This window comes from Allochromatium warmingii (genome assembly GCF_900107145.1).
GTDB lineage: Bacteria > Pseudomonadota > Gammaproteobacteria > Chromatiales > Chromatiaceae > Thermochromatium > Thermochromatium warmingii.
In genome coordinates this window covers 50,331-73,576 of record NZ_FNOW01000010.1, presented here as the reverse complement: position 1 = coordinate 73,576, position 23,246 = coordinate 50,331, and the positions used below count along the sequence as shown (strand labels likewise).

General features: G+C 53.3%; 14 protein-coding genes and 1 tRNA gene. 6 read left to right on the top strand and 9 right to left on the bottom strand.

Features of this window, described 5'->3' with window-relative positions; genetic code table 11:
• Position 1: 1 nt before the first annotated feature.
• From BLW10_RS04920 to BLW10_RS04900, 5 genes are read left to right on the top strand one after another with little or no spacing between them, the layout of a single operon-like run.
• Positions 2-850: a CheR family methyltransferase gene (locus tag BLW10_RS04920; protein ID WP_091332696.1), complete on the top strand. Its 849-nt coding sequence runs from the start codon at positions 2-4 to the stop codon at positions 848-850.
• Positions 851-862: 12 nt separating this feature from the next.
• Positions 863-1,474: a chemoreceptor glutamine deamidase CheD gene (cheD, locus tag BLW10_RS04915; protein ID WP_091332695.1), complete on the top strand. Its 612-nt coding sequence runs from the start codon at positions 863-865 to the stop codon at positions 1,472-1,474.
• Complete coding sequence (locus tag BLW10_RS14400; RefSeq protein ID WP_091332693.1) at positions 1,471-2,691, top strand: methyl-accepting chemotaxis protein; 1,221 nt, start codon at positions 1,471-1,473, stop codon at positions 2,689-2,691. Before cheD ends, BLW10_RS14400 begins: the two co-directional genes overlap by 4 nt.
• Before the next feature lie 12 nt (positions 2,692-2,703).
• On the top strand, positions 2,704-3,750 hold the full coding sequence (locus tag BLW10_RS04905) for a protein-glutamate methylesterase/protein-glutamine glutaminase (RefSeq protein WP_091332692.1): 1,047 nt from the start codon (positions 2,704-2,706) through the stop codon (positions 3,748-3,750).
• 29 nt (positions 3,751-3,779) lie between these two features.
• Positions 3,780-4,085: an STAS domain-containing protein gene (locus BLW10_RS04900; RefSeq protein WP_091332690.1), complete on the top strand. Its 306-nt coding sequence runs from the start codon at positions 3,780-3,782 to the stop codon at positions 4,083-4,085.
• Positions 4,086-4,212: 127 nt separating this feature from the next.
• Here BLW10_RS04900 and fdxB read toward each other — a convergent pair whose 3' ends face one another.
• From fdxB to nifE, 6 genes are all read right to left on the bottom strand, one after another.
• Positions 4,213-4,524: a ferredoxin III, nif-specific gene (fdxB, locus tag BLW10_RS04895; protein WP_091332689.1), complete on the bottom strand. Its 312-nt coding sequence runs from the start codon at positions 4,522-4,524 to the stop codon at positions 4,213-4,215.
• A 2-nt stretch (positions 4,525-4,526) separates the two neighbouring features.
• Positions 4,527-4,751 (bottom strand): CCE_0567 family metalloprotein, encoded by a 225-nt coding sequence (locus BLW10_RS04890; RefSeq protein ID WP_091332687.1) that lies wholly within the window; start codon positions 4,749-4,751, stop codon positions 4,527-4,529.
• Positions 4,752-4,767: 16 nt separating this feature from the next.
• Positions 4,768-5,235, bottom strand: a complete 468-nt coding sequence (locus tag BLW10_RS04885; RefSeq protein ID WP_091332685.1) for a NifX-associated nitrogen fixation protein — start codon at positions 5,233-5,235, stop codon at positions 4,768-4,770.
• A 66-nt stretch (positions 5,236-5,301) separates the two neighbouring features.
• Entirely contained in the window at positions 5,302-5,781 is a 480-nt protein-coding gene (locus BLW10_RS04880; protein WP_091332684.1) for a NifB/NifX family molybdenum-iron cluster-binding protein, read from the bottom strand.
• A gap of 39 nt (positions 5,782-5,820) precedes the next feature.
• Positions 5,821-7,230: a nitrogenase iron-molybdenum cofactor biosynthesis protein NifN gene (gene nifN, locus BLW10_RS04875; protein ID WP_091332682.1), complete on the bottom strand. Its 1,410-nt coding sequence runs from the start codon at positions 7,228-7,230 to the stop codon at positions 5,821-5,823.
• Positions 7,223-8,659 carry a nitrogenase iron-molybdenum cofactor biosynthesis protein NifE gene (nifE, locus tag BLW10_RS04870; RefSeq protein ID WP_091332681.1) on the bottom strand — a complete coding sequence of 479 codons (1,437 nt, stop codon included), beginning with the start codon at positions 8,657-8,659 and terminating at the stop codon, positions 7,223-7,225. Before nifE ends, nifN begins: the two co-directional genes overlap by 8 nt.
• A 247-nt stretch (positions 8,660-8,906) precedes the next feature.
• Here nifE and BLW10_RS04865 point away from each other — a divergent pair.
• Positions 8,907-8,983: transfer RNA gene (locus tag BLW10_RS04865), tRNA-Met, on the top strand.
• Positions 8,984-9,314: 331 nt separating this feature from the next.
• Here BLW10_RS04865 and BLW10_RS04860 read toward each other — a convergent pair.
• From BLW10_RS04860 to BLW10_RS04850, 3 genes are all read right to left on the bottom strand, one after another.
• Positions 9,315-9,512, bottom strand: a complete 198-nt coding sequence (locus BLW10_RS04860) for a DUF2283 domain-containing protein (protein ID WP_091332679.1) — start codon at positions 9,510-9,512, stop codon at positions 9,315-9,317.
• Positions 9,513-9,890: 378 nt separating this feature from the next.
• Positions 9,891-10,271, bottom strand: a complete 381-nt coding sequence (locus BLW10_RS04855) for a clan AA aspartic protease (protein WP_091332678.1) — start codon at positions 10,269-10,271, stop codon at positions 9,891-9,893.
• A gap of 163 nt (positions 10,272-10,434) precedes the next feature.
• Positions 10,435-23,223: a beta strand repeat-containing protein gene (locus tag BLW10_RS04850; protein WP_091332676.1), complete on the bottom strand. Its 12,789-nt coding sequence runs from the start codon at positions 23,221-23,223 to the stop codon at positions 10,435-10,437.
• Between the last annotated feature and the right edge of the window lie 23 nt (positions 23,224-23,246).

The window sequence follows — 23,246 nt, the reverse complement described above, 5'->3', positions numbered from 1 at the left end:
CATGGCTGAACATGCCGCTGTGCGACGTGAGCGCGAATTTGAATTCACGCAACGCGATTTTGAACAAATCCGCCGCTTAATTTATGAACATGCTGGCATTTCGCTCAGTCCCGCGAAAATGGACATGGTCTATAGTCGGATTGCGCGACGGCTACGCGCAACTGGCTTGACTATTTTTCAGGAATATTTAAGTTTTCTCAATGAGAATCCTGATGAATGGCAACACTTTACTAATTCATTAACGACAAATCTGACATCTTTTTTTCGTGAATCGCATCATTTTCCGGTGTTAGCCGAACATGCGCAGGACATCAAACGTCAAGGGCGACGCCCAATGCGCGTCTGGTCATCGGCCTGTTCGACTGGCGAAGAACCGTATTCGATTGCGATGACCTTAATTGAAGCCTTCGATTCTTGGACGCCACCGGTTCAAATTTTGGCCACCGATTTAGATACCAATGTCGTGCGTCATGCCGCCGAGGGTATTTATCCATTAGATCGGGTTGAAAAATTATCGACCGCCCAACTCAAACGTTTTTTTCTGCGCGGCACTGGTTCACGGGCGGGTATGGCGCGGATGCGGCCTGAAGTGCAAGCCTTAATAGAATTTCAGCCGCTCAATTTACTCAGCCCAGCTTGGCCGATGCGCGAACCGTTTGATGTCATCTTTTGTCGCAATGTAATGATTTATTTTGATAAAGCGACACAAGCCAAAATCCTAACGCGCTTTCATCCGCTGTTACGTCCCGACGGTTTATTATTCGTCGGGCATTCAGAAAGTTTGGCGCATGTCGCCAATCTTTTTCGCTTGCGGGGCAAGACGGTCTATGCCCCGGTTCATCCACACTGAGATGTAACCGCTATGCTGCATGGATTCGAGGAAGTGCTGGCACCGAATCTGTATTATGACCGTCATTTTGAAATGGATGCGGTCAAGATTTTGCCAGGTGAATATTATGTTTCGACCCGCGAAATTCTCATGGTGACGGTGCTCGGTTCTTGTGTTGGAGCCTGTATTCGTGATCGCACACGCGGTATTGGTGGTATCAATCATTTTATGCTCCCTGATGATAAACGCGATGAAAGCGAACGCTTTAGCCGCTCGATGCGCTATGGCGATTATGCGATGGAAATTCTCATCAATCAGTTAATTAAACTTGGGGCACGGCGCTCTAATCTTGAAGCCAAAGTCTTTGGCGGTGGTAATGTCCTACCAGGATTTAAAAACCATGTTGTCGGCGAACGTAACTCAGAATTTGTCCTGGAATATTTAGCTACCGAAGGGATTCCAGTCGTTGCACAAGATTTACTCGGCAATTATCCGCGCAAGGTTTATTTTTTTCCAACCAGCGGGCGCGTGCTGGTCAAAAAACTACGCACGATGCACAACGATACCATTATTGAGCGTGAACTTAGTTATAGTGAAACACTGCGTCGCACGAAAGTCGAAGGTGAAGTGGAGTTTTTCGCATGAGTCCAGCATCGCTGCGATTAGAAACCCTGTGGGTGGCATTACGACCGCAGTGGTTACCACTGTTAGTGAGCGTGCTGATCCTGCTGCAAGTGCTGTTTCTTCCTGATTGGCTGCCAAACTGGGCGAGTGTGCTGCTATTGGTGCTCAGTTGGTCAATAGCCTGGTTAATTGTTAGCGGTACAGCGACCACGACCGACCGCCTTGCGTCGCAGCATATGACTGAATTACCCGAAGAACGGGCATTTCGGGATTTAGTGGTCGAAACCGATCAATTGTTTACCCCGCTGACTGCTGAATTGTATGAAGCGATTCGCCAAGCTCGCGAGCTTATTAGTCACGCAGCCAGCGATCTCTATGCCAGCTTTAATGGGTTATCAGATGAATCTAAAGCACAGCAAGATTTAGTCATGCAGCTTATTTCAAAAAGCGATACAAATAGCGTGACGCAGGGGGAACTAATTGACATCAATGATTTTCTTCATGCAAATAGCGAGTTGCTAGCGCAAAATGTTGATCGATTGATTGACATGGGCAAACATAGCATTCGCGTTGCCCATCAAGTCGATGATTTATCGGCACAAATGGGACATATTTTTGCGCAACTCGATGCAGCAAAACGCATTGCCCGCCAAACGAATTTACTCGCGCTCAATGCAGCGATTGAAGCAGCACGCGCCGGTGAAGCGGGGCGCGGTTTTGCTGTGGTCGCCCAAGAGGTGCGTAAATTATCACAGGATGCGGGGGAATTTAATGATCAAATTCGTCAACAGGTTGAGCACGCACAACATGTCTTTGCTGAAACTCGCGATATTGTCGGGCGCATGGCCTCGCAAGATATGAATGCGACGATTAGCGCGAAAGGTTCAATGGACGATATGATTGTGCAGGTGCAAATGCTAAATGGCCAAATGGCCGCTGGGCTGGATCATCTCAATTTAATTGCCGAGCGATTTCAAAGCAATGTTGGTGCGGCAGTGCGGTTACTGCAATTTGAAGATATTGCGCGGCAAGTGCTGGAACGCGCTGAAAAACGCATTGCACTAATGGAGCGCTTTGTGGCTGAATTACGTTTAATTCCACTCGGTCAGGTGCGCTCAGATCAAGATATTCAGCAGGCACAAGTACGATTGCGTGCTTTACATGCCGATTTAGTCGCTACCGCGCATCATGCTGTTAGTCAGCATTCGATGGATGAAGGCGGCGTTGAGCTATTTTGAGGGAGCCGAACAATGATACGTGTGTTAGTGGTGGATGATTCGGCGTTGATGCGTCAATTATTAAGTGAAATTCTCGACACAGCACCAGATATTGAGGTCGTCGGAACGGCACAAGATCCCTATGTCGCACGCGAGCGGATTAAAGAACTTAATCCCGATGTGCTCACGCTTGATGTTGAAATGCCGCGCATGGACGGGCTAACGTTTTTGCGTAATTTAATGCGCTTGCGCCCAATGCCGGTGGTGATGGTTTCGTCGCTGACAGCGCAAGGGGCAGAAGTGACGCTTCAGGCACTCGAATTAGGTGCGGTGGATTTTGTGCGAAAACCTGATGGGCCGATTGCTGCCGGAATGCGCGATTATGCTGATGAACTGATTGAAAAAGTTCGCATCGCTGCGACGATAAAACCGCGTCCGTTGGTAATTGCGCCTGTGACTAATCATGAAGTATTACCAAAACCAGCGAGCTTTCGCACGACAGATCGCGTGTTGGCGATTGGTGCATCAACCGGCGGGACAGAAGCAATTAAAGAAGTATTATTGCGACTGCCACCAGATACGCCCGGCGTGGTCATTGCACAGCATATTCCAGCCGGATTTAGTGCCGCGTTTGCTGAGCGGATGAATCGGCAAACTGGCTTAGTAGTTAAAGAAGCAGCGGATGGGGATCGGGTGATGCTCGGCCATGCTTATATTGCGCCAGGCGATTATCATCTCCAATTAGCGCGTGATGGGGCGCGTTATATTTGCCGCTTGGATCGCGGCGAGCCAGTGAATCGGCATCGCCCGAGTGTTGATGTGCTGTTTCGCTCGGTAGCGCGGGTTGCTGGAACCAATGCGGCGGCGGCGTTGCTCACTGGTATGGGGGCTGATGGCGCACAGGGTTTAAAAGAACTCTATGATTTGGGTGTTCATACAATTGCTCAGGACGAAGCGACAAGCGTCGTGTGGGGAATGCCGGGGGAGGCGGTCAAACGCGGTGGTGCCACTGAGGTTTTACCCTTAAATAACATTGCCTCGGCCTTGCTCAAAGGGCTGACGGCCAAACATAAACCGTAACCGAACTTTTTACGAGCAGGAGTGTAGACATGAGTGTCACATCGCGGATTGATCGCGAAAAGAGCGTCGTGACAATTGTTATTGATGGGCGTTTTGATTTCGCACAGCATAAAGATTTCCGCAATGCCTATCAAAATATTGCTCCAGGCTCGATGAAATTCATCGTCGATCTCTCGAAAGCTTCTTATCTTGATAGTTCGGCGCTGGGGATGCTGCTGTTATTACGCGAGCATGTGGGCGGTGAGCGCGGTAGCGTCTGTATTACCGGCAGCAGTGAAGAAGTGCGGCGGGTGCTGAAAATAGCGAATTTCGATAAGCTGTTTCAGCTTGATTGAGCGGTGTGTGCAATTTTGAAATTTTTTAAACCGCAAAGAACGCAAAGTTCGCAAAGATTTATTTTTAAAAATTTATTTATTTAAAAAATCTTTGCGAACTTTGCGCCTGTGCGGTTCTAAACCTAAACTAATCAGCCGAAATCGACTGCGGTGCGTGCGAAAGACAGTTTTTCGGGCACACCCGCGAACAGGATTCGCAGCCAATGCAGTCGAGTACATCCTTCAGATTCATCACCATCCCCGGTACCTCGTCGTCAAAATCTTCGCTGTCGTCGAGGTCGTCTAAATCTAAATCATCGCGGTCGATGAGTTCAAAGACAGTGCGCGGGCAAACTTTGTAGCAGCGACCGCAGCCGATGCACTTCTGTTGATTTAATGCGACGACAAAGGCAGGCGTCCAAGATGCGCCGCCGCGTGTCACGCCGGTAATGACAGACATAATCAATTCTCCAACGATTCAGCCGCTATCGCGGTCTTCAATTGTGCGTCCGCTTCTGCCCAAGTGCGGCAGGCATCATAGGTCGCTTGTGCGAGTGCGGGAAGTTCAGCATAGGCGGCAGGTAGGCGATCTTCAATAAGATCGTGTAATTCACTCGCCCGTTCATTCGCTAGGCGCTTGGCTTTGCTCACCGCTTTTTCCAGTGCTTTCAGTTCTTCTGGAGTCATGCGTCACGCCCTGTGATTAAAGGCCGGCAACTTTAGAATGCTCACCAATCAGTTCAAGCGCGACTGAGAGAATTTTGTCCGCTTCGTCTTTCATTTTCGAGAGACTCGGAAAACCGAAGCGATGCACGTCGCGTAAGGTACGATCCATGACCACCAGTTTGCCGACGGTAATCAATGCTCGGCCAAAACCTTCGTGCGTTAAATTGACTAAAGGCACAGCCATCAGTCCGCACTCGGATTCAATTAAAGCTGAAATCGCGTTATAAAATGCTTTAATCCGCGCTACAACTAATTCATCGGGATCGCCAATAATCGGAATCGCTTGTTTTTTCTCTTTGGTTAAGACAAAGGGGTCGAGCAATTCGACCGTTGAGAGCTTGTCATATTGGCCGTATGAATCAATCGCCCGCATTTGGCGATCCATTTCGACAATAAACACCGATTGCAGCAGTCCTTCAGTTGGTAGCGTTGCAGTCTCAGTCATGGCGATTACCTCGTGTCAGTGTGGGGTATGTTTGGATCATGAAGGTTGAATGAATTATGCAGCAAATTATTCACACCAGCCTTCCGCTTCCATTGCATCAAAACGATGGGCATATTCGGGTTGTTGGCGTTCAATCGCTCGCGCCAGCCACGCGCTCGGCCCATCGCGCAGTTCGTCTTGCAGGGCGCGGATCAATTGGTTCAATGGGGTGCGAGCGGCGACCTTGATCGGCTGAATCCCGTGCGGGCGTAGGCGTTCGACGGCGGATGCGCCGATTGCTTGACAATACACGGCAACACAACCAGTCAGCGCGGTGATCTTGGCTTCGAGCTTGTCTTCGTTGCCATCCTGCGCGAGCGGGCCAAACTGGACGACTTCCAGCAGCTTGGCGTGTTCGGCGTCGATGGTGTGAATGGCGAAGGCTTCCGCCGCGCCAAAATGTTGGTCGATGTCTTTGAGATTCGAGGTCGCAAAGGCGACGCGGATCGCCGGCTGGGTCGCGGCGGTCGGTTCACTCAGCAGGCGCAGGCGGCGTTGCAGTGACATGATGGCTGATCCGGTCTGGGTGGTGGCGATGATCGGGAGTTATGCGGCGTGTTTAACCGACGACGGCGCGTGCGCCGCTGCGTCAGCATCTGGCCAAGATTTGAGCCGCGAGCGATAGGGGTGGATTTCGCCTTTTTCTAAGCTCAGGATCAAATTGGCCAGCTCAAATAGCGTGGCGCGGGTGCCGCTGTAGCCGATCCAGGTGCGTGTATAGCCGCCGAGTCGGTCATATTGTGGAAATCCCGCCCGCAACAGCGGCAGCCCCAGTCGTTCGGCGGTGTGGACACCGTGCGAATTGGTGATGAGTACATCAGCGCGATTGGCGCGTGCGGCGAGTTCTAAATCTTCCAGATCGCCGATTTTGACTTGCGCACACTGCGCCCGCTGGAGCACTGGCGCGTTGATCGGGCTGACCGCCGCCACCGTCTCGCTGCCGACACCGGCCAGCATCTGCGTCAGACCGACTAAGAAATCTGGTTCAGCGGCAATCGCCAGCCGCGCCATGCCGAGCATGAAATGGGAATCGAGCATGGCATCTTGCAGTTGCTGGCGCTGGCGCTCGATGCGCGGCGGCACCGGCGCGGCGGCCAGTTCCGAAAGGGTCAGAATCAATTGATCGACCGCCGCAATGCCCATCAGATGCGTAAAGCGATAATCCGGCACGCCGGTGCGCAGTTGCAGCAGATCGGCGGCGGCGTTCAGCGAATCGCCGATCACCAGCGTTGCCCGCGCATCGCCGAGCGTTTTGAGTTCCTCGACCAGGGTGCCGCCGATGGTCAGCGGACTGTAATCGGCTTCGGGCAGATGACCGTCGAGCGAATCGGACAGATCGGGCACCACCAGCGGGCGCAAACCGAATAGCTCGATCAACTCTTTGAGATGCTCCAGATCGCCGGGCGTGAGCTGCGAACCGGCCAGCACGTTGATTTGTCGCCGCCGCCGCCCGGGTTGGGTGCCCGCTTCCGCTGCCGTCGGCACCAGCGTTGCGATGATCGCCTTGACCGCTGCCGCATAGCCGGACTCCATCGCGCCGCTAAAATCAGGCGTGGCGACTGGAATCACCGGAATCGCAGCATATTCGGGATGGGCGTCACGAAACGCCAACAGCGCCGAGCGCAGATCCGCGCCCTGCGTTTCAACCAATCCGGTCGTCGGCAGTCCGATCAAATCCGGCTGATGTTTGGCGCACAGCGTCCGCAAGCCCTCGACCACCAGCGCCTGACTGCCCATCACCGCGTTGATGTGGTCAATCGCGGTGGTTTGGAGCGGGATCGGCTCGCGGAAATGGCGCACAAAATAGATTTTGCCGAACGCGGTGCAGCCCTGCGATCCGTGCATCATCGGAATCGAGCGATTAAATCCGAGAAAAGCCAGCGTTGCGCCGACGGTCGAACTAGCTTTGAGCGGACTGACAGAAAGCGCCTTGGTGCGCTTGATGATTTCAGGCATGACGCACCTCGGCGGCATCAATGGGGTTGGTGAGCGCGGGAGCAGCAATTCCAGACCGTGCCCAGGGCGGCGGACGGCGCACCACATCCCAGATCGGGCTGTCCATCGTCAAGCACAGTTGCCGCGCCAGCTCGACCATGCCCAGATAGCCGGCATAGGCAAATTCGCGTTCTTGATTGATGTCGAGAAACGGCAGCCGCGCCTTGAGCGCAGTGTACAAATTGCGACCACCGGCGATCAAAATATCCACGCCTTGATCGTGAACCATATCAATCAGGGTGCGCGGATTGCCCTCTTCGATCATGACTGCGTCATCGCCCATCAGCTCGCGGATACGGGCTTTATCATCTTCAGTCGATTTGCGCGTGCCGCTGGCCACCACCGTCATGCCCAAATCTTGCAGCGCCGAAATCACCGACCAGGATTTCACGCCGCCGGTATAGAGCAGCACCTTGCGCCCAGCCAATCGCTCACGCCACGGAGCTAGTGCGGCATCGGCGCGTGCCTCTTCACGGGCAATCACTGCCTCGGTGCGGGCGGTCAGATCGGGGTCATTGATGATGCGGGCAAAATCGCGCAACGCCTGCGAGACATCACGTACCCCATAGAAACTGCCCTCGAACCAGGGCGTGCCGTAAGTTTCCTGCAAGCGGCGGGCAACATTCACCAGCGCCCGCGAGCAGACCATCATGTTGACTTCGGAGCGGTGCATGGTCTGCACCTCGCGGAATCGCGCATCACCGGACAGGGTGCAGAGCACGCGCAATCCCAGCTCATCGAACAGCGGCAAGATGTGCCAGAGTTCACCGGCGATGTTGTATTCGCCGATCAAACAGATGTCGTGGACTTTAAACCCCGGATGCTCGATGCCTTCGGGCAGTAGATCGGGTTCGCGTCCACCGCAGACGCGCTTGACCATGGTTTCACCGGCGATGCGGCTGCCAAGATTTTTCGCCCCATAAAATCCAGCCGCGTCGATGGAGATCACCGGCGTCCCCCAGCGGCGCTCGGCGTCCTGACACACGGCTACCACATCATCGCCGGTGAGTGCTGGCACGCAGGTGTTGTAAACGAATACAGCGGCGGGCTGATAACTGTCGATAGCTTGCTTGATCGAATGGAACAGGCGTTTTTCGCCGCGTCCCATGATGATGTCCTGCTCGGTCAAATCGGTGGTCATGCCGATCTTATAGAGGCGCGGGCCACTGGAGCGGGTGCCACGGTTGTCCCACGAATTACCGGCACAGGCGATTGAGCCATGCACGATATGCGCAACATCGCTGATGGGCAGCATCGCAATCTGTGCGCCATCGAAGGCGCAGCCGCCCGCCGTCGCGCCCGGCTTAGGTTGGGCGCAACCGGATTTTGACTTTGTATTGTGTGCGCAGGCCGGTTCGTCAAGCAGGGCGGCGAGGTCTTGTGGCTTCATGCGGGGCTCCCAAAGAGGCGTTATGGGAGCTATTAAGCATAAATTATACCCAATAGGGTATAATTTATAACCCATTGATTTATTTGATAAAGCTTGCAGAATACAACAGCAGCTTAGGCTGTTGAGACCGGGCGGTGGCTGTTGGAGTCGCAACAATCGGCCCGCTTGTCACAACCCCGACAGACGAGCGCGTGTTGATTGGATTTGACGTGAGCTGTCTATGCCGCTATGATTGTATGTCTCATCTGGCTATGTAGCTCAGTTGGTTAGAGCATCGCACTCATAATGCGAGGGTCCCCTGTTCGAGTCAGGGCATAGCCACCACAAATTCAAAGACTTACCAACGCACGGATGCGCGTTAAGTCGCCTCAAATCGCTTAAAAAGCGTCCTGTCATACTCCCCAATTTATCATCCAGATTCAGCGGCGGTTAGCTGGTCAGCTTCGTCCAAGTGCGCAGCAAGCGAGCGCGTCGGCTTGGCGCGGGCAATCGCCCAACGGTCTTGATCAAGTATTGATCTACCTCTGACCATGTTGCACCAGTGTTCAACATCGCCAGTGCTTGGCGTGGTCTGGGTATGGTCGATTGGTGTTGCGCTTTGCGACGACGGGCGGTTTGGTGCCAGCGGGTGATTCATCTGCTGGTAGTGCCCTAATTATGCCGCAATTTGTTCAAACGAAAAGCTTGGATAATCCGTCCGTTCTTGCGCGTGTTCGATTGTAATGCCGCAAATGGTTCCGGCGTCATCCAAATCAATTAACGTGTTCTCGTCTAAATCTCGCGTTTCAGCAATGTTCACGCTGCGTAATTCAATATAGAGCGTGTCAGTATCTTGAAAGTATTTTATTTTCATCACGCAAATCCCCGATCAAAAAAAGCGTTGTGAACGGTTTTGCCATCAGGCAGGAGCACGACGCGGAGATATTTCCCGCCGACTTCAGGAATTGGTGCCCAACGCCGAATTCTGCCATCTTGTTGAATGATTTCTTTCTCTGGATGTTAAATGACAAATTCAATCCAGGCGATGTCAATGCAGGCTCGATCCGGTCGCTGACGTGTCGATAAAAAGTATTGCGTACATTTTATTTCGTCATCCATAAAAACCGCCCTCGGTTTCCCGAGGGCGTTCAAGTTTAAGCGTCGGTGCGGTGGTTCGATGGGTTTCATGACCAGTCGGCATCCGTGCCAACCATCAGCATCATACCGTGGTCACTCTACCCACCCTACCTTGCTATTTGACCCGTGCATGCGGGACATTCGGGCTGGCAGGATTGACCACCACCGTTTGCCGGCTGGGCGATAACAACAAATCCATGTCTTCCATCGGGACCGCGCCGAGCAGCACTTCATCGCCCATGACGAGCGCACCGACGAAACACAGCCGATTTTCAAACATGACTTTGAGCGGACCGACATACGGAATTTTCAGCGCCCGTCCGTCAGCCACCGTCACTTCACGCATCGATTCGGTGGGCAAATCCAATTGCACGGCAATGTGTTCCGGTATGCACAGCATCAAGGCTCCAGTATCCACCAATGCCTGCACCATCAATGGTTTTAAGTCTGAACGACGCGGATTGCTTAACTGAATGTCGGCAAAAAGATGGCCCATTGTTTATGCCTCCAATTAAAAACGCCCCCGGTTTGCCGAGGGCGTTCAAAGGTTAGACGTTGGAGCATTGGTTCGATGGGTTTCGTGACCAATCGGCATCCGTGCCAACATTCAGCGTCATACCGTGGTCACTCTACCCATCCTACCTTGCTCTACCTTGCTATTAGAGAATGATGTCCTGCTCGTCGAAGTTGGCAGAGGAAATGCCAGTCAAAGCAATGACTCCATCTACGTTCTGGTCGCCATTAGCATCAAAGAACAGCAAGCCCGCGCCATCGGTACCAGGGCCGGCAGCACCATCCAGATCGGTAGCCGAGGTCAGGTAGTAAAGGATCGTACCGTTCATGGCTGCGTCTGCTGCGGCGTAGGCCGTTGCGTAGTCAGCAACGCCAACTGCTTCCATGTAGTTGGCATTGGTACCAGCCGCTATACCCAACTGGATCTTATCAACACCCGAAACAAAGTCGGTGATGATATCGGCATAAGTATCTGCCCAGACTCCCGCACCAGCCCCCAACGCAGAGGCACCAGTTCCGCTAATGCCGGGGTTGTTATCCAAGTCTACTGTGAAGCCACCATTGTCTGCATTAGCATCGGTGATGGTGATGACATTACCCGCAACTACAGCTGTGTATTCAGCACTCAAGGCATCTAATCCTGCCTCAAGTTGGTTAGCAATCTGAACCTCAGTTTCACCACCTACAGCCGTATACTCGAAAGTAAAGTCGCTACCTTCTGCAAGTCCAACCGTAATGCTATAGATCTCTCCGGCCACAGCGGTGGCGGCTAGGTCACCTGTACCAACAGTCACATTGGTAATCTGGGGCACATCGTTTCCTGCGCCTGCATCATATCCAGCCACTTCAATTGGCGCATCAGCAGGAACAGCCCAGGCAGCCGTCGGGGTTATACCCATGATTTCTACTGACTGGCCTGCTGTGCCGGTCAAGGTTAGAAGATCAGTGGTCGCATCATAAGCTGCTGCCACACCACGAATGCCGAGTTCCGTAGCAATACGCGCTGCAATAGCATCACCAGATGTAAAGTCGATGCTGACATCATCGAGGATAGTGAAGCTCGTTGCAGTTTCGTTATTTCGGAACAGTACGGTTACGCTCTGGTTGCCATTGTTATCCAAATTAAAAGCCGTTGCATTTAAGGTTCCATTAGGATCGAAATCCCACTGCTCTACATCACGACCAACCGTACCCGCTGGTGTTTCAGTCAGTTCAATAGGATTACTTTGACTGACTTCAAACACAAAAGTATCCGCGCCACCATTGCCGGTCAGCACATCAACATCACCTGCAGCTTCTTGGGTGTCGTTACCGCCGTTGATGGTATCCGCGAAGGCACTACCAATCAGGATATCGCCATCACTTACAACATGGGGATCATCACTCTCACCACCATCAATGTTATAGCCAGTGGTACCGGTGGCCAGTGTCATGTCGATCTCCACAGCCGTTCCATCTGCACCTGTCAAATTGACCGTACCGGCATTGCTGGTGGTTGCTGTAGCGACAAATATGTCTGCAATCTCTGCATTAGCTGTTGCTCCAGCCGAGACCACCAACGCATCGCTTCCACCGGCAGGAGCCACACCGGCAACGGTATCCAAACCAACAATGGTATCGGTACCAGCATCAACGTTGATGGTGTTGTGGCCACCAGCATTGATGTTGATGGTGTCATTTCCAGCACCGCCTGTGACGATGTTGTTGGCATTAGCTAACACAATGGCATCGTTGTTAGCTGAACCTGTGACGGTTTGCGCGGCAATAGCAACGGCAGGTGGCAAAATTGCACCCGGCAGCGTCACATCAAGCACCTCATCTCCAGCCGTCGCTAAGACACCATCAGCCGCCGTCAAAACTACAGCCGACAGATCGACGTTGGCGGTTTTCAGATGCTGTCCTAAGGTTACGCCGTTAACATCATCGGCATTGCCAATGATCTTCACGGTACCAGCACCCTCAACATTAACGGTCAATGCTAGAGCCTGCGCAACTGACAAGGTCAGCGTGTAACCAGCAAGCACCTCGATACGACCATTCGTGACAGCCAGATTCACGGCACTCAGATCAACATTGTCATCAATATAGAGGACGGTGTTGGCATTCAGGGTGATGTTGAGGTTGCCACCTGCTTGGAACACGACATCGTCGGTGATGGTCAGTCGGCTAACTACTCCCGCTGCTGCCCCTGCAGCACTGAAGTCAAAGGTCCAAGTCTGACCGGCATTCAACGTCGGCGTTTTTCCATTAGCCGTGCCGAGGGTCATGGTCGTGATGCCCGAACCACTAACAAAGTTGAAGGCCGCATCACCCAAGTCTGTGGTATCGCCATCCGCATTACGGTCATCATTCGTGCTATCAATCTGAGCAACGATACCGAGGTTCAATATGCCGTCATAATCGGCAGCATTGATAAACGACAGCTCGTTACCTGCAATGCCCGCGTTGACGGCGCTGCCGAGGGTGATAGTGCCGTTCAAACTATCTCCGTTGGTGAATGTCAGCTGCTCAGTGTTGTCGAGCTGGAAGGCCGGACTTGCCCCCGGAGCAGTTAGCACAGCCGTAAAGCCAGTGGCATCAACAGTTAAGCCGGTGATGTCGGCATCAGCCGTATTGATCGCACCGATGGTGATGTTGTTGGTACCGGTGATGTCGAGCAGCGCATCACGATCTGCGTTGTTAGCGGCTAGTGTAGCGTTGCCGTTCTCGTAGGTAATGGTGCCGACGGTGAGGGCTGCACCTGAACCATTTGAGCCATTACCGACTGTTGAAAGCTCCAACGTATTGATAAACACATTCATCAAATTGACATCGTGCCGCGCACCAACGCCAATGTTGCCGACGGTGTTCAAGTTGATCGGCAGCGCGTTTTCGGGATCATCGTTATCCGTATCCTCGTCGATCCCGTCACGCATTTCGGCCTGACCGTCGTTATCGTTGAGGTACGCCTCGGCTGCTAGGAAGTGATCTTCATGCAGCGCACGATGCGACTCGATTGTCAGCGTATCGAATTTCACCGAAGCTGGGTTGGTGTTCGCGCCAGCGACCACATCGTCGAGCAGAATATTGCCCAGTGTCACCTGGCCACCCAACTTGAGGGTGAGATTCTCGATATGCTCCTCTGGAGTTGCACCCGTGTCGCTGAAGGTCAGGTTATTGACGGCGGCGAAGTTCACGAACTCGACTGTGCGGTCAACATTATCGGAGTCCAACAGGATGTTTAGCGCAGTGAGGTCGGTGAAATCAACGCGCAAGATGGTGCTCGGCAGCGTGGTGAACAACTGCTCGACATCACCGCCTTCAGCGTTGATGAGATCTTCGCTCACCCACAGCCGCCCGATGGCCGGATCGTAAGCCGCCGTATCGACTGTCGCTGCAATCTGGTTGAACAGCCAGATGACGTTAGTGGAGCTGTCGCCTTGTAAAGGATCAACTGCAAGATCAGGATTCTGACTAACGATGATCTCACGGTTGGCTTGGGCTTCAGTGGTGAAACGGATGGTTTGACCATCCAAACTGTTGCTATCGCCGTCCAAATCTTGCAGCGTGATGCTCATGAAGCCGAGATCGGTCGTCGCGTCGAGCGTGACATCCTGAGTTGGCGGAATAACCGGATTCGCTAAAGGATCGCCCTCGTAGAACTTGATCGTGCCAGCAACCTCCTGAGCAATACCGCTGAAGTCATAGACACGGTTAATAGAAGCCGTGTCACTCATCAGATCGACGATGTTGACGACTCCACGAATGCCATCACCATTGGTATCCGGCCCGGCGATGATATGTAGACCATTGGCTTGCGCCGCCGTCAGCGTCAATTGAACTTCGTCGGCCAGCACGATGGCATGGTTTTGAGTGCCGGTGATCGTCAGGCTGTTTAGGGCTGTCAGATCCGTAGTGGCATCGATGTACAGGATCGCGTTAGCGCCCAGCTCGATGGAGAGATCGCCACTGGTGTAGGTGTTAGCGCCCAGATGCAGCTCGGAACCAACTGCGGCGTTGCTCAGATCGAACGACCAGCCCGGCTCGTCATCACCGTTGCCATCAACATCATCTACACCGTTCCAGTCAGCGTTCAACGTTTCGGTTTCAACGGTCAGCGTCGTGACGCCAGTTCCAGCAATGAAACTGAAGTCGGTGTTATCTACAGTGATTTCGGCTAGGGTCAGGTCGCCACTCAACCCTGAGGCATCGATCAACGACAACGTGTCTGAGGTAATACCCTCAGCGCCTGCGCCGTCGTCATTGCTACCCATGACGATGTCACTGGTGCCGGTGAAGATAATCTGCTCGACATTATCAGCCGCAATGGCTGCTGTGCCGCCGGTCAGAGTCAGGGTACCAGCGGTGGTAGCTGCGATGTTGAGCACCGAGATGCCGCCATCAACAGCGTCGGACACATCAATGCCATGCAGCGTCACATTAGCATCGCCGGTGACGGTCAGGTTAGCGGCGGCGTCGTCAAGCGCATCCGGATCCTGATTGTTGAAGACGATGTCACCGTCACTGTTGTGCACGCCACCGACATAGGTACCAATCACCAAGTCCTGCTGTGCGTTGATAACCACGTTGAGTAGGTTGTTTTCGCTGGTGTTAGGCGCACCAAGCAATGTAGCCGTGGAGATGTCACCCGTGATGGTATTGACCGCATCACCCGTAGAACGAATCGTCAGGGTGTCGAAGAACTGGGTCAGACCATAGCTTCCATCCTTATCGGTACGAGTCGGGATCTCCAGATTACCGGCTAGGGTCGCGCCACCTTCCAGCGTGAGATCCAGGGTTCGCACTTCATCCGTGGCATCGTAGTCGTTGAAGATCAGGCTGGCCGGAGTGCTGACGCCTGCTTCGATGACCACCACGCGGTAGGTCGGATCGAGGAAACCGAGGTCGGCCGGATCTGCATACAGACGCAGCTCGACCGAATTTGGCAGATCGTCGATGGAGAACTCGACATTGTTGCTGTTGTTGTCAACAACAAACCCGGTGGCGAGGGCTTTTAGAACCGCAACACCATAGCCCGAAGCATCGATCTGAGTATTCAGGGCGGTGGTGTGGGGACTGAACTTGTAGACCAGCGTGGTGTTGCCCGTGCCTGTCACAGCCAAACCATTCGCTTGGGTAAAGTTAGCAATACCCAGCGTCTGACCGTCGGTCAGTTCGAAAGACGCACCATTGAGCACGGACGCCGTACCCGGCTCCAGCACACCATCTACATAATGGCCGAGATCGACGGATGCCTGACCCAGCTTGACCGTGATATTGGCGTTGTCAATGCCGATCAGGTTGAAGATTTCCGCCGGATCGACAACGTTATTACCATCTACGTCGGTGTACACATCGGCCTGAGTCAGGTCGGTAATCACAACGTTGATAGGTTGAGTGGTTCCGTCACCATCGGTATTCACTGCGGTGATCGTGCCAATGCCTGCCAATTGCTGGAACTGAGCCGCCGTCAGGGTGAGCGTGCGCCCTTCCTGCACCTCGATGGACGTGACATTGGTCAGATTGACGCCAGCGGCTAATGTCACATCCTGATCTGCCAACGACACCGTCACCGTGGTGAAATGCGTGTCCAGCGTCGTTGCGTCGAACGCGGCACCGGTGTAGCCGTTGATGTTCAGCGTGGCATTACCAATTACGGTGCCAGCATCGCTGCCATCAATCACGGTCACAGCCGCAACACCCAAGTCAGTGAACTGCGTATAGGAGAGCGTCAGTTCGCCGTCTTCAACCACGTCAATAGCACGTACTGCGTCCAGTGTGTCGTCGGACAGGTTGACGTTGCCCACAACCGTCAGCGCAATATCGCCGGTGCCGGTGAAGCTCAGAGCGTCGTTGTTGTCCAAGTCTTGGTCAATGTTAGCTGCGTTGACAATCGCCGACAGGGTGCCGGTGCCATTGTTGACCACGTTGAGACCATCAACATCGTCGTCGCTGGTGTCGAGTGTGCCGACATCGACAGCCGCCGTGCCGGTGACGGTCAGCGTGGCGGTAGCGGCGGTGTTATCGTTGACGGCAATACCATCATCATGGTCGGCGTTCGTCACCGACTCAAACACAATGCCGCCCATGTTCAACGCTTGCTCGGCAGTGATGGCGACATTGAGCAGGTTGTTGGGGATATAACCAGGGTTAGCGAAGGCCACCGAGGTCAAATCGCCCTTAATCACGTTCGCGGTGCCGCCGGCGGCGACGTTCTCGGCTGTGCCGGTCGAGTTGATAGTCACCGTCTGCAAACGCAGCGGAATCAGCGACTGGGCATCAACCGTAGACAGATTGACATCGCCTGCGAGTACCACACCGCCTTCGAGATTGAGCGTAAATTCGCGAATCTCGACCTCAGCTTCTTCCTTGATGAAAGCGACATCATCATTAACGGTGCTACCAGCCTCGATCACGACGATCTGATTCGTGCCATCGACATAGCCATAGTCGTCGGTCACGACTTTGGTTACGCTTTCAGCCAAGCCCTGGAAGATCTGATCGACGTTCTGGCCAGCAACTAACAGCGCGGTCATGTGCAGCTCATCAACCGCGAAGCCGGAAGCGTCGATATAGTCGGCTGAAGAAGTAGCGGGCGGAACGACAGGATCAACCTGCATATCGACGAACTTAAGCACGCTGCCGACGGTGCCGGTGATGTTCAGCCCATCCGCCATGCTGACTTGCGGCAGGGTGAAGGTGAAGCCGCCGATGTTGATGTCTGCGTCGTTGAGATCATCGGCTGCTAGCAGTCTGACATCTTGCGCTAACGTAAGGGTCAGCGTACCAGCCGTAATACCGGACAGGTCGAATCCACCCGCCACATCGGCCTGAGTCAGGTCGGTGATGTTGACGGTGAAGTCCGTCGTCCCGCCAACACCGGTAATCTCACCCGCATCCGTCAGTTGCTGGAACTGTGCCGCTGTCAGATTGAGCACCGTGCCTGCTGGAACCACCAGACTGTTAATGCCAGTCAGATTGGTATCCTCGTGCAGCGTCACCACGGGCAGGTTGGCGATGGTCAGCGATCCAATGACGATGCCATCCGCGTAGTTGGCCACGGCGAAGGGTTCGTCGTTCAAGCCCTTCAGGTTCAGGGTAGCGTTATTGCCAGCCGCAATGGTGAAGTCAGCCGCACCAATGGCGTCGGCCTGAGCCATCGTCAGGGTCAGTTCTGCACCAGCTTCCAGATTGATGCGCGTGACAGCCGTGAGGATGTCATCGCTCAGATCAACGTTACTCGCGATGCTGAGCACGATGGGGCCAGTGCCGGTGAAGCTCAGGTCATCAGCCGCATCGATCTTGCCCGCGTCGATCCCGACCGTCAGCGTGCCGGTGCCGGTGTTGACGACGTTCAGACCATCAACATCGTCGTCTTGGGTGTCCAGCTCACCGATGCGCACGTTGGCAGTGCCGGTGACGGTGAGTTGAGCCACCTCATTGGTGTTGACGACCGATTCAAAAACAATGCCGCCCAATTGCAGTGCTTGCCCGGCGTTGATGGTGATATCCAGCAGGGCGTTGTCATTCGTTACCCCATCAATGCCCTGGCTGGTTAGATTACCGGTGATGATGTTGGCTGTATTACCATTCTGCGGATTCGGCTCAGTACCAGTGGAGTTGATGGTCAGCGTCTTGAGGTAGGTCTGGATGGAGCCATCCTCTTTATCCGTAACCATCAGGGAAATATTGCCATTAACGTTGGTGCCACCATTAAGATTGATGGTGACATCTTCCAGCTCAATGTTGGCCTGGGTCAGGTGATCTAGGATGAAGCCCTGAGTGAAGGTGCCAGCTTCTACGGTGACAGTCTGGTCTACCAAATCAACACCGTTGTTGTAGATAGACTTAACCACAGTTTCCGGCAGTTGGCGGAAGATGCTGTCGATGTTGCTTTCTTCAGGGGTCAGCAAGCTGGCAAGGAAGCGCAACGTGGCAACACTGTAGCCAGAGGCGTCGATATGATCCGCGTCTGTGTTATCCAGACCGCTGAACAGCAGATCAATGGTGGAACCAACACCGCCATTGACAACCAGACCGTCGGCTTGCACCTGCGTGGCGATGCCTAAGGTCAGGTTATCGCCCATGACTACATCGAAGTTCAGGGCACCAAAGGTTGCACCAGCAGACAGATTGACACTCTCGGCTAAGGTCAGGGTGCCCGCTAAGCCGTCGTACGTCGAGAAGTAAACTAATAGATCACTGAAGTTAAACACCTGACCATTGAACTCAATGCTCCAATCTGCATGGGCCTGAGTAACGTCGGTGATGTTCAGAACCGCGCCGTCAAGGTCGCTGATAAAAGCATTCATATCACCAGTGGCCGCCAAGCTGGTAGCCAACTGAATTAGTTGGGCAGCGGTCATAGTGACGTTTGCACCGTTCATGTCGAAGGCGCGGACATTAGAAAGGTCGGTCGTAGAATCGAGAACCGAGGTTCCCTCCTCTGCCATAGTGATTTCCACCGCCACACCATCGCCAAACGCAGTGGAATCGAAGGCTTGAGCGCCAAGATCGGTGACATGGACGGCACCATCAACGCCCGGATGAGCCAGAGTGATATTGACCTGACCAATCGCATTCACTTGCGCCTGAGACAGGGCGACAACGGCCTTATCCTTCAGGGCCACGCTATCCACGCCCGTCAAAGTGGCAGCAGACAGATCGGTCGTGCCTTCCGCAACGATCAGCTTGAAGGTTGCAGTATCTACCGCTGTGAAGCTGGAGTGATGACCAGCGGTCACAGTGTCCAGAGTTAGCGTGGTGATGCCAGCACTGGCGGTGAAGTCGAAGCCAGCACCGTCCGCTGCGCCAGTCAAGGTTGCGGTGAAATCAGCGGCAACGGCAGAAGCGTCGATGCTGCTTAAACCAGGCAGCGCAAGTTCAAAGTCAGAATCCAGCGTAATGCTACTGGCTTCTGCGACGAAGACATAGTCTGCTACCGAACCGCTTAGAGCTTCGATAGTAATGTCACCACCGGTCACATTGATGGTGGCGCTGGTGGCATTGGTCAGTTCAATACCGGCAACTTTTTGCTCTGCGGAGGCTGGAGCATTTTCATCAGCAACAATGTTGACAACCGCATCCGCACCGTCACGGGCAAACTTACCGACCAAGCTACCGACCGCATAGCCATAAGCCTTGCTGTACTCCACTTCCATCAGGAAGTTGACACCCTGTTCGGTGTTAGCAAAGGTAATGGTCTTATCGTAGTTGCCCTGCAAGCCCAGAGTTTCGAGGTCTTGCGTCGTGGCGCAGGTGTAGAAGGTGGCAGTAGTAGTATCTGCATCACCGTCATCATCACGGGTATCGTTGATTTGAGTGACTACATAGGTCTGCACGCCTTTGGAGACCAAACCTTGTTCGTCCGTAGCTACATCGCCGCCTAACTCGACATTCACACGCGCTTTGGCTTCGGTGGTGCCATTGCCGTAGATGGCGTCGGCCTTTTCGAAGTTGGCCAGCGTCAGGTTAGTGATAGCACCAGTTGCGTCGGAGAAATCCACCATGTAGGTGTTGGTCGGCTCGCCGTTGTCGATACCCAGGGCGATAGCAGATCCACCCTCGACCGGACGACCCCAATCATCGATACCACCTTCGACCGGCGTGAAGGCCATATCGGCTTCACCCACGATTCGCAGGAAGGTTTCAATCGTGCTGAAGGGCGTTAAAACACCATCTTGATCGTCAGTATTGATGACCAAGCGGCTGTAGGACGGTGCATCGGCTGGACGGTTGTAGCCGTTCATCGTGCGATCAACGAGGACGTTATAGCCCCATTCATCGCGCTGGATGCCGTCAGTCAAATCAGCATTGGCTTGGGTAAAGCCGAACTCACCCGTCGCCAGCGAACCGCCGATATATTCACGGCTATCGATGGTGGTACGGACTTGATCGTTAGTATTGAACGGATCGAAGTCCAAGCCCGCATCGGTAATCAGCACCTTGCCAGCAAGCTGGTCAGTGTTGCCATCATTGGTGATGCTAATCCCGTTCGGTGCAACCTTCGTGTGCAGTTGTTGCGCACTGATGGTGAGCTGGGCGGTATCGTTGATCTCGAACATCAGATCAACACTTGCGGGCAGATCGGCCAGCAGCGCCGCCCAATCAGCCGACGTGAGATCCAGATCCTGAGTGACGATGACCTTAATATGGGCGCTGGTGTGGAAGATACTGCCTTCGACACTGACCGTGACACCATCAGCCAGCAGGTTGCCAAGCTGTTGGTCAGTGAGAGTCAGAAGCGCACGATCACCATTTTCTGCGTTAGCTGAATCACTCTTTTCATAAGCAACAGCATCGTCATCTAAAACGATAGCCGTGATGCCTTCCAGAGTCGCTGCACGCAGATCAGCGATGGTATCGACAACCAGCGTGAGGTTCTCGCCGGTGATGCTGGAACCTTCCTTAGCGATGACCGCACCCACGCCTGGGAAATCATCATTAGCCGCCTGCTGCGGATCAGTACCACTGCCCAGATTGATAACTGAATCAGTACCAGCATTGATCTTAATCAGTGCGCCGCTGTCTTCCGAAATGTCATTCGTATAATCGTCATCCGTTCCAACCAGCGTAATGTTGTTACCGCTGCCGCCTGCATTGATCGTGATGTCACGTCCTTCAACGCGAATATCATCCGCGCCGGTGCCGGTCGTCACATTGATCGTAGCGGCTTCGATATTGATCGCATTGCCACCATTGCCTGCCGTGACATGAACAGTACCAATGTTAGCGTCAGCAGCGATATCGAAGCTGTTTTCACCATCACCTACCGTGATCGTGATATCACTCTTGAACTCTACGCTATCATCAACCAGATAATCGTAGGAATTGTTGGAGGTGATATCGAAGCGATTGTCACCATTGCCTGCCGTCAGAACTGCCGTAGCAACCTGATCAATCTCAAAGTGATTATCACCATTACCAGTGGTGATGGTCAGCAGATCGGTCGAAGTACCGCCATCGCGCAGAATTTCGTAGTTATTGTTGCCATCACCATTTGTGATAGTAACCTTGTCAGCCCCAATAACTTCGTAATAATTATTGCCCGCGCCGCCTTCAATAAGGACGGTTTCGTCATTGAAGGGGTTTGTATCTGATTCGCTGGTGGTGACGCTGAATCGGTCGTTAGCTTGCGAACCAACAAAAGTGACGTTCTGCGAATCAGTCAGATTCAGATTAACGCCGCCGCTGTTCTCAGACGCATCAATAACAACGGGATTATCATTGTGGAATGAGGCGTTCAGATCCCCCTTGATGAACAGATGCGCTTCGCCTGTGATATTCAGGGTGCTTAACTGACCACCCAGATTTCCCATGTGCAGAAAGTTGCCTGCACCACTGGAGTGAATATTCAGGGTTTCAGCGTTATGCGCGACGCTCAGAACCGGGTCGGTCTGGTCATTCAGCGCATCGCCCATGCTCAGGTTATGGAACACCAGATTGGTGCCCGCTGCATCACTGACGCTGCTGTAATGCAACGTAACGTCGTGCTGAAAACCACCATCCAGAGTGGTAGTAACACCATTACGGATACCAGCAATCGTCAGTGTGCCAGACGCTGCCTGAGCTGTTAAACCTTCGAAATTGCCTTCAGTAACCGTCAGCGTCTCAATATCGACAGCACGCGACAGATCGAGAATCGAATTGGGCGAACCAGGATTAGTTTCCGCAACATCAGGATAGCCATTGATGTTTTCGTTATCACCAATGTCTGCGTTTTCACCTTCCTTGTTCGTATACGTATAAACATTCGGCAGATTTTGCACCGTAATATGCTGAATATTCAGCAACGCCTTAGGCTGTGCAAAATAACCCTTAGCATCAATTTCCAGCGTATTGATACCTGCGCCGCCGTCAATGTAGGCACCGTGCAGCAATTCCAAACGTGCGGCAACAATGGTGTCATTCGTGCTGCCAGTATAGCCAGGCTCTTCGGTACCGCCGTTGTTCTGAGATGTTGTGAGAATGACGGGATATTCGATGTAGCCACCTTCGACTACCGCATCAACGAGGATTTCATCCCCGTTAACATCGAACATTAAATTGCCGTCGCTATCCCGCGCCTGAACTTGATAAACGACTTCTTTCTCAAAGATACGGCTATTGCCATCCGCATCAAACAACAGGCCGTTCAAGTACTCAAACTGCGCTTGAGTCAGCGTGACGATAGCCTGATTAATTGTGCCATCAGACAACGTTACATTGATCTGATAGTCGCCTGTGTAATCGCCGTCTTTAGCAACATTATCATCTCGATTAGTTGTATCATTCGGCCCAAAGCCAGCAAGCGTAATCAGTCGAATTTCTGACAAACTGTCATTAATGTCAAAAAGGTTATCTTTTATATCATCAGCATCGGACAAATAATCGTTGATCGCTCCCCACAGCAACGCAACCGGAACACCTTCGCCGGTTTCAGGATCACCCCAGTAGTTCATCACCTGAGTGGGAATGCTATCCGGCAGCTCCTGACGCAATTCAGTGAGCGTGAAAATCGAACTGGCATCATTCGGCTGAATGCCCAAATTCGTTGTCGTGCCACCGATTCCCTGCGCATCCGCACTGTCAGGATTCGTGACAGTCGCTACATCTTGAACCCCAAACGCGGCGGCCATCTCCGCATAGCTCATCACCGTCGCTTGATCGGTGCTGCCGTTAGTGAAATTACCGCCAAAGACAAAAGACCACTTCGACACATCGCCGATCACCGTGATCTCAGTCCCATTGCTCAGACGCAGCTTGGCACCAGTAGCAGTAAAAATCGTCGAGTCAATGACTGTACCAGCTTCAAAGAAAATGGAATTCTCACCTTCAGAATCGCGGAACGTATAGGAACCGACTTCCAGATCATTGCTGATCAAATAGCGATCACTGCCGCCGCCACCGGTGTAGGTGTCATAGCTAGAGGTTGCAGTGATAACGTCGTTGCCAATACCAAATGCTGCAGTAGTCATGTCAGGATCCTCTTCAGGGAGAT

Bases quoted from the DNA above. Each gene is read 5' to 3' on its own strand.
- BLW10_RS04920 (WP_091332696.1), top strand. From the start codon at position 2: ATGGCTGAACATGCCGCTGTGCGACGTGAGCGCGAATTTGAATTCACG.
- cheD (WP_091332695.1), top strand. From the start codon at position 863: ATGCTGCATGGATTCGAGGAAGTGCTGGCACCGAATCTGTATTATGAC.
- BLW10_RS14400 (WP_091332693.1), top strand. From the start codon at position 1,471: ATGAGTCCAGCATCGCTGCGATTAGAAACCCTGTGGGTGGCATTACGA.
- BLW10_RS04905 (WP_091332692.1), top strand. From the start codon at position 2,704: ATGATACGTGTGTTAGTGGTGGATGATTCGGCGTTGATGCGTCAATTA.
- BLW10_RS04900 (WP_091332690.1), top strand. From the start codon at position 3,780: ATGAGTGTCACATCGCGGATTGATCGCGAAAAGAGCGTCGTGACAATT.
- fdxB (WP_091332689.1), bottom strand. From the start codon at position 4,524: ATGTCTGTCATTACCGGCGTGACACGCGGCGGCGCATCTTGGACGCCT.
- BLW10_RS04890 (WP_091332687.1), bottom strand. From the start codon at position 4,751: ATGACTCCAGAAGAACTGAAAGCACTGGAAAAAGCGGTGAGCAAAGCC.
- BLW10_RS04885 (WP_091332685.1), bottom strand. From the start codon at position 5,235: ATGACTGAGACTGCAACGCTACCAACTGAAGGACTGCTGCAATCGGTG.
- BLW10_RS04880 (WP_091332684.1), bottom strand. From the start codon at position 5,781: ATGTCACTGCAACGCCGCCTGCGCCTGCTGAGTGAACCGACCGCCGCG.
- nifN (WP_091332682.1), bottom strand. From the start codon at position 7,230: ATGCCTGAAATCATCAAGCGCACCAAGGCGCTTTCTGTCAGTCCGCTC.
- nifE (WP_091332681.1), bottom strand. From the start codon at position 8,659: ATGAAGCCACAAGACCTCGCCGCCCTGCTTGACGAACCGGCCTGCGCA.
- BLW10_RS04860 (WP_091332679.1), bottom strand. From the start codon at position 9,512: ATGAAAATAAAATACTTTCAAGATACTGACACGCTCTATATTGAATTA.
- BLW10_RS04855 (WP_091332678.1), bottom strand. From the start codon at position 10,271: ATGGGCCATCTTTTTGCCGACATTCAGTTAAGCAATCCGCGTCGTTCA.
- BLW10_RS04850 (WP_091332676.1), bottom strand. From the start codon at position 23,223: ATGACTACTGCAGCATTTGGTATTGGCAACGACGTTATCACTGCAACC.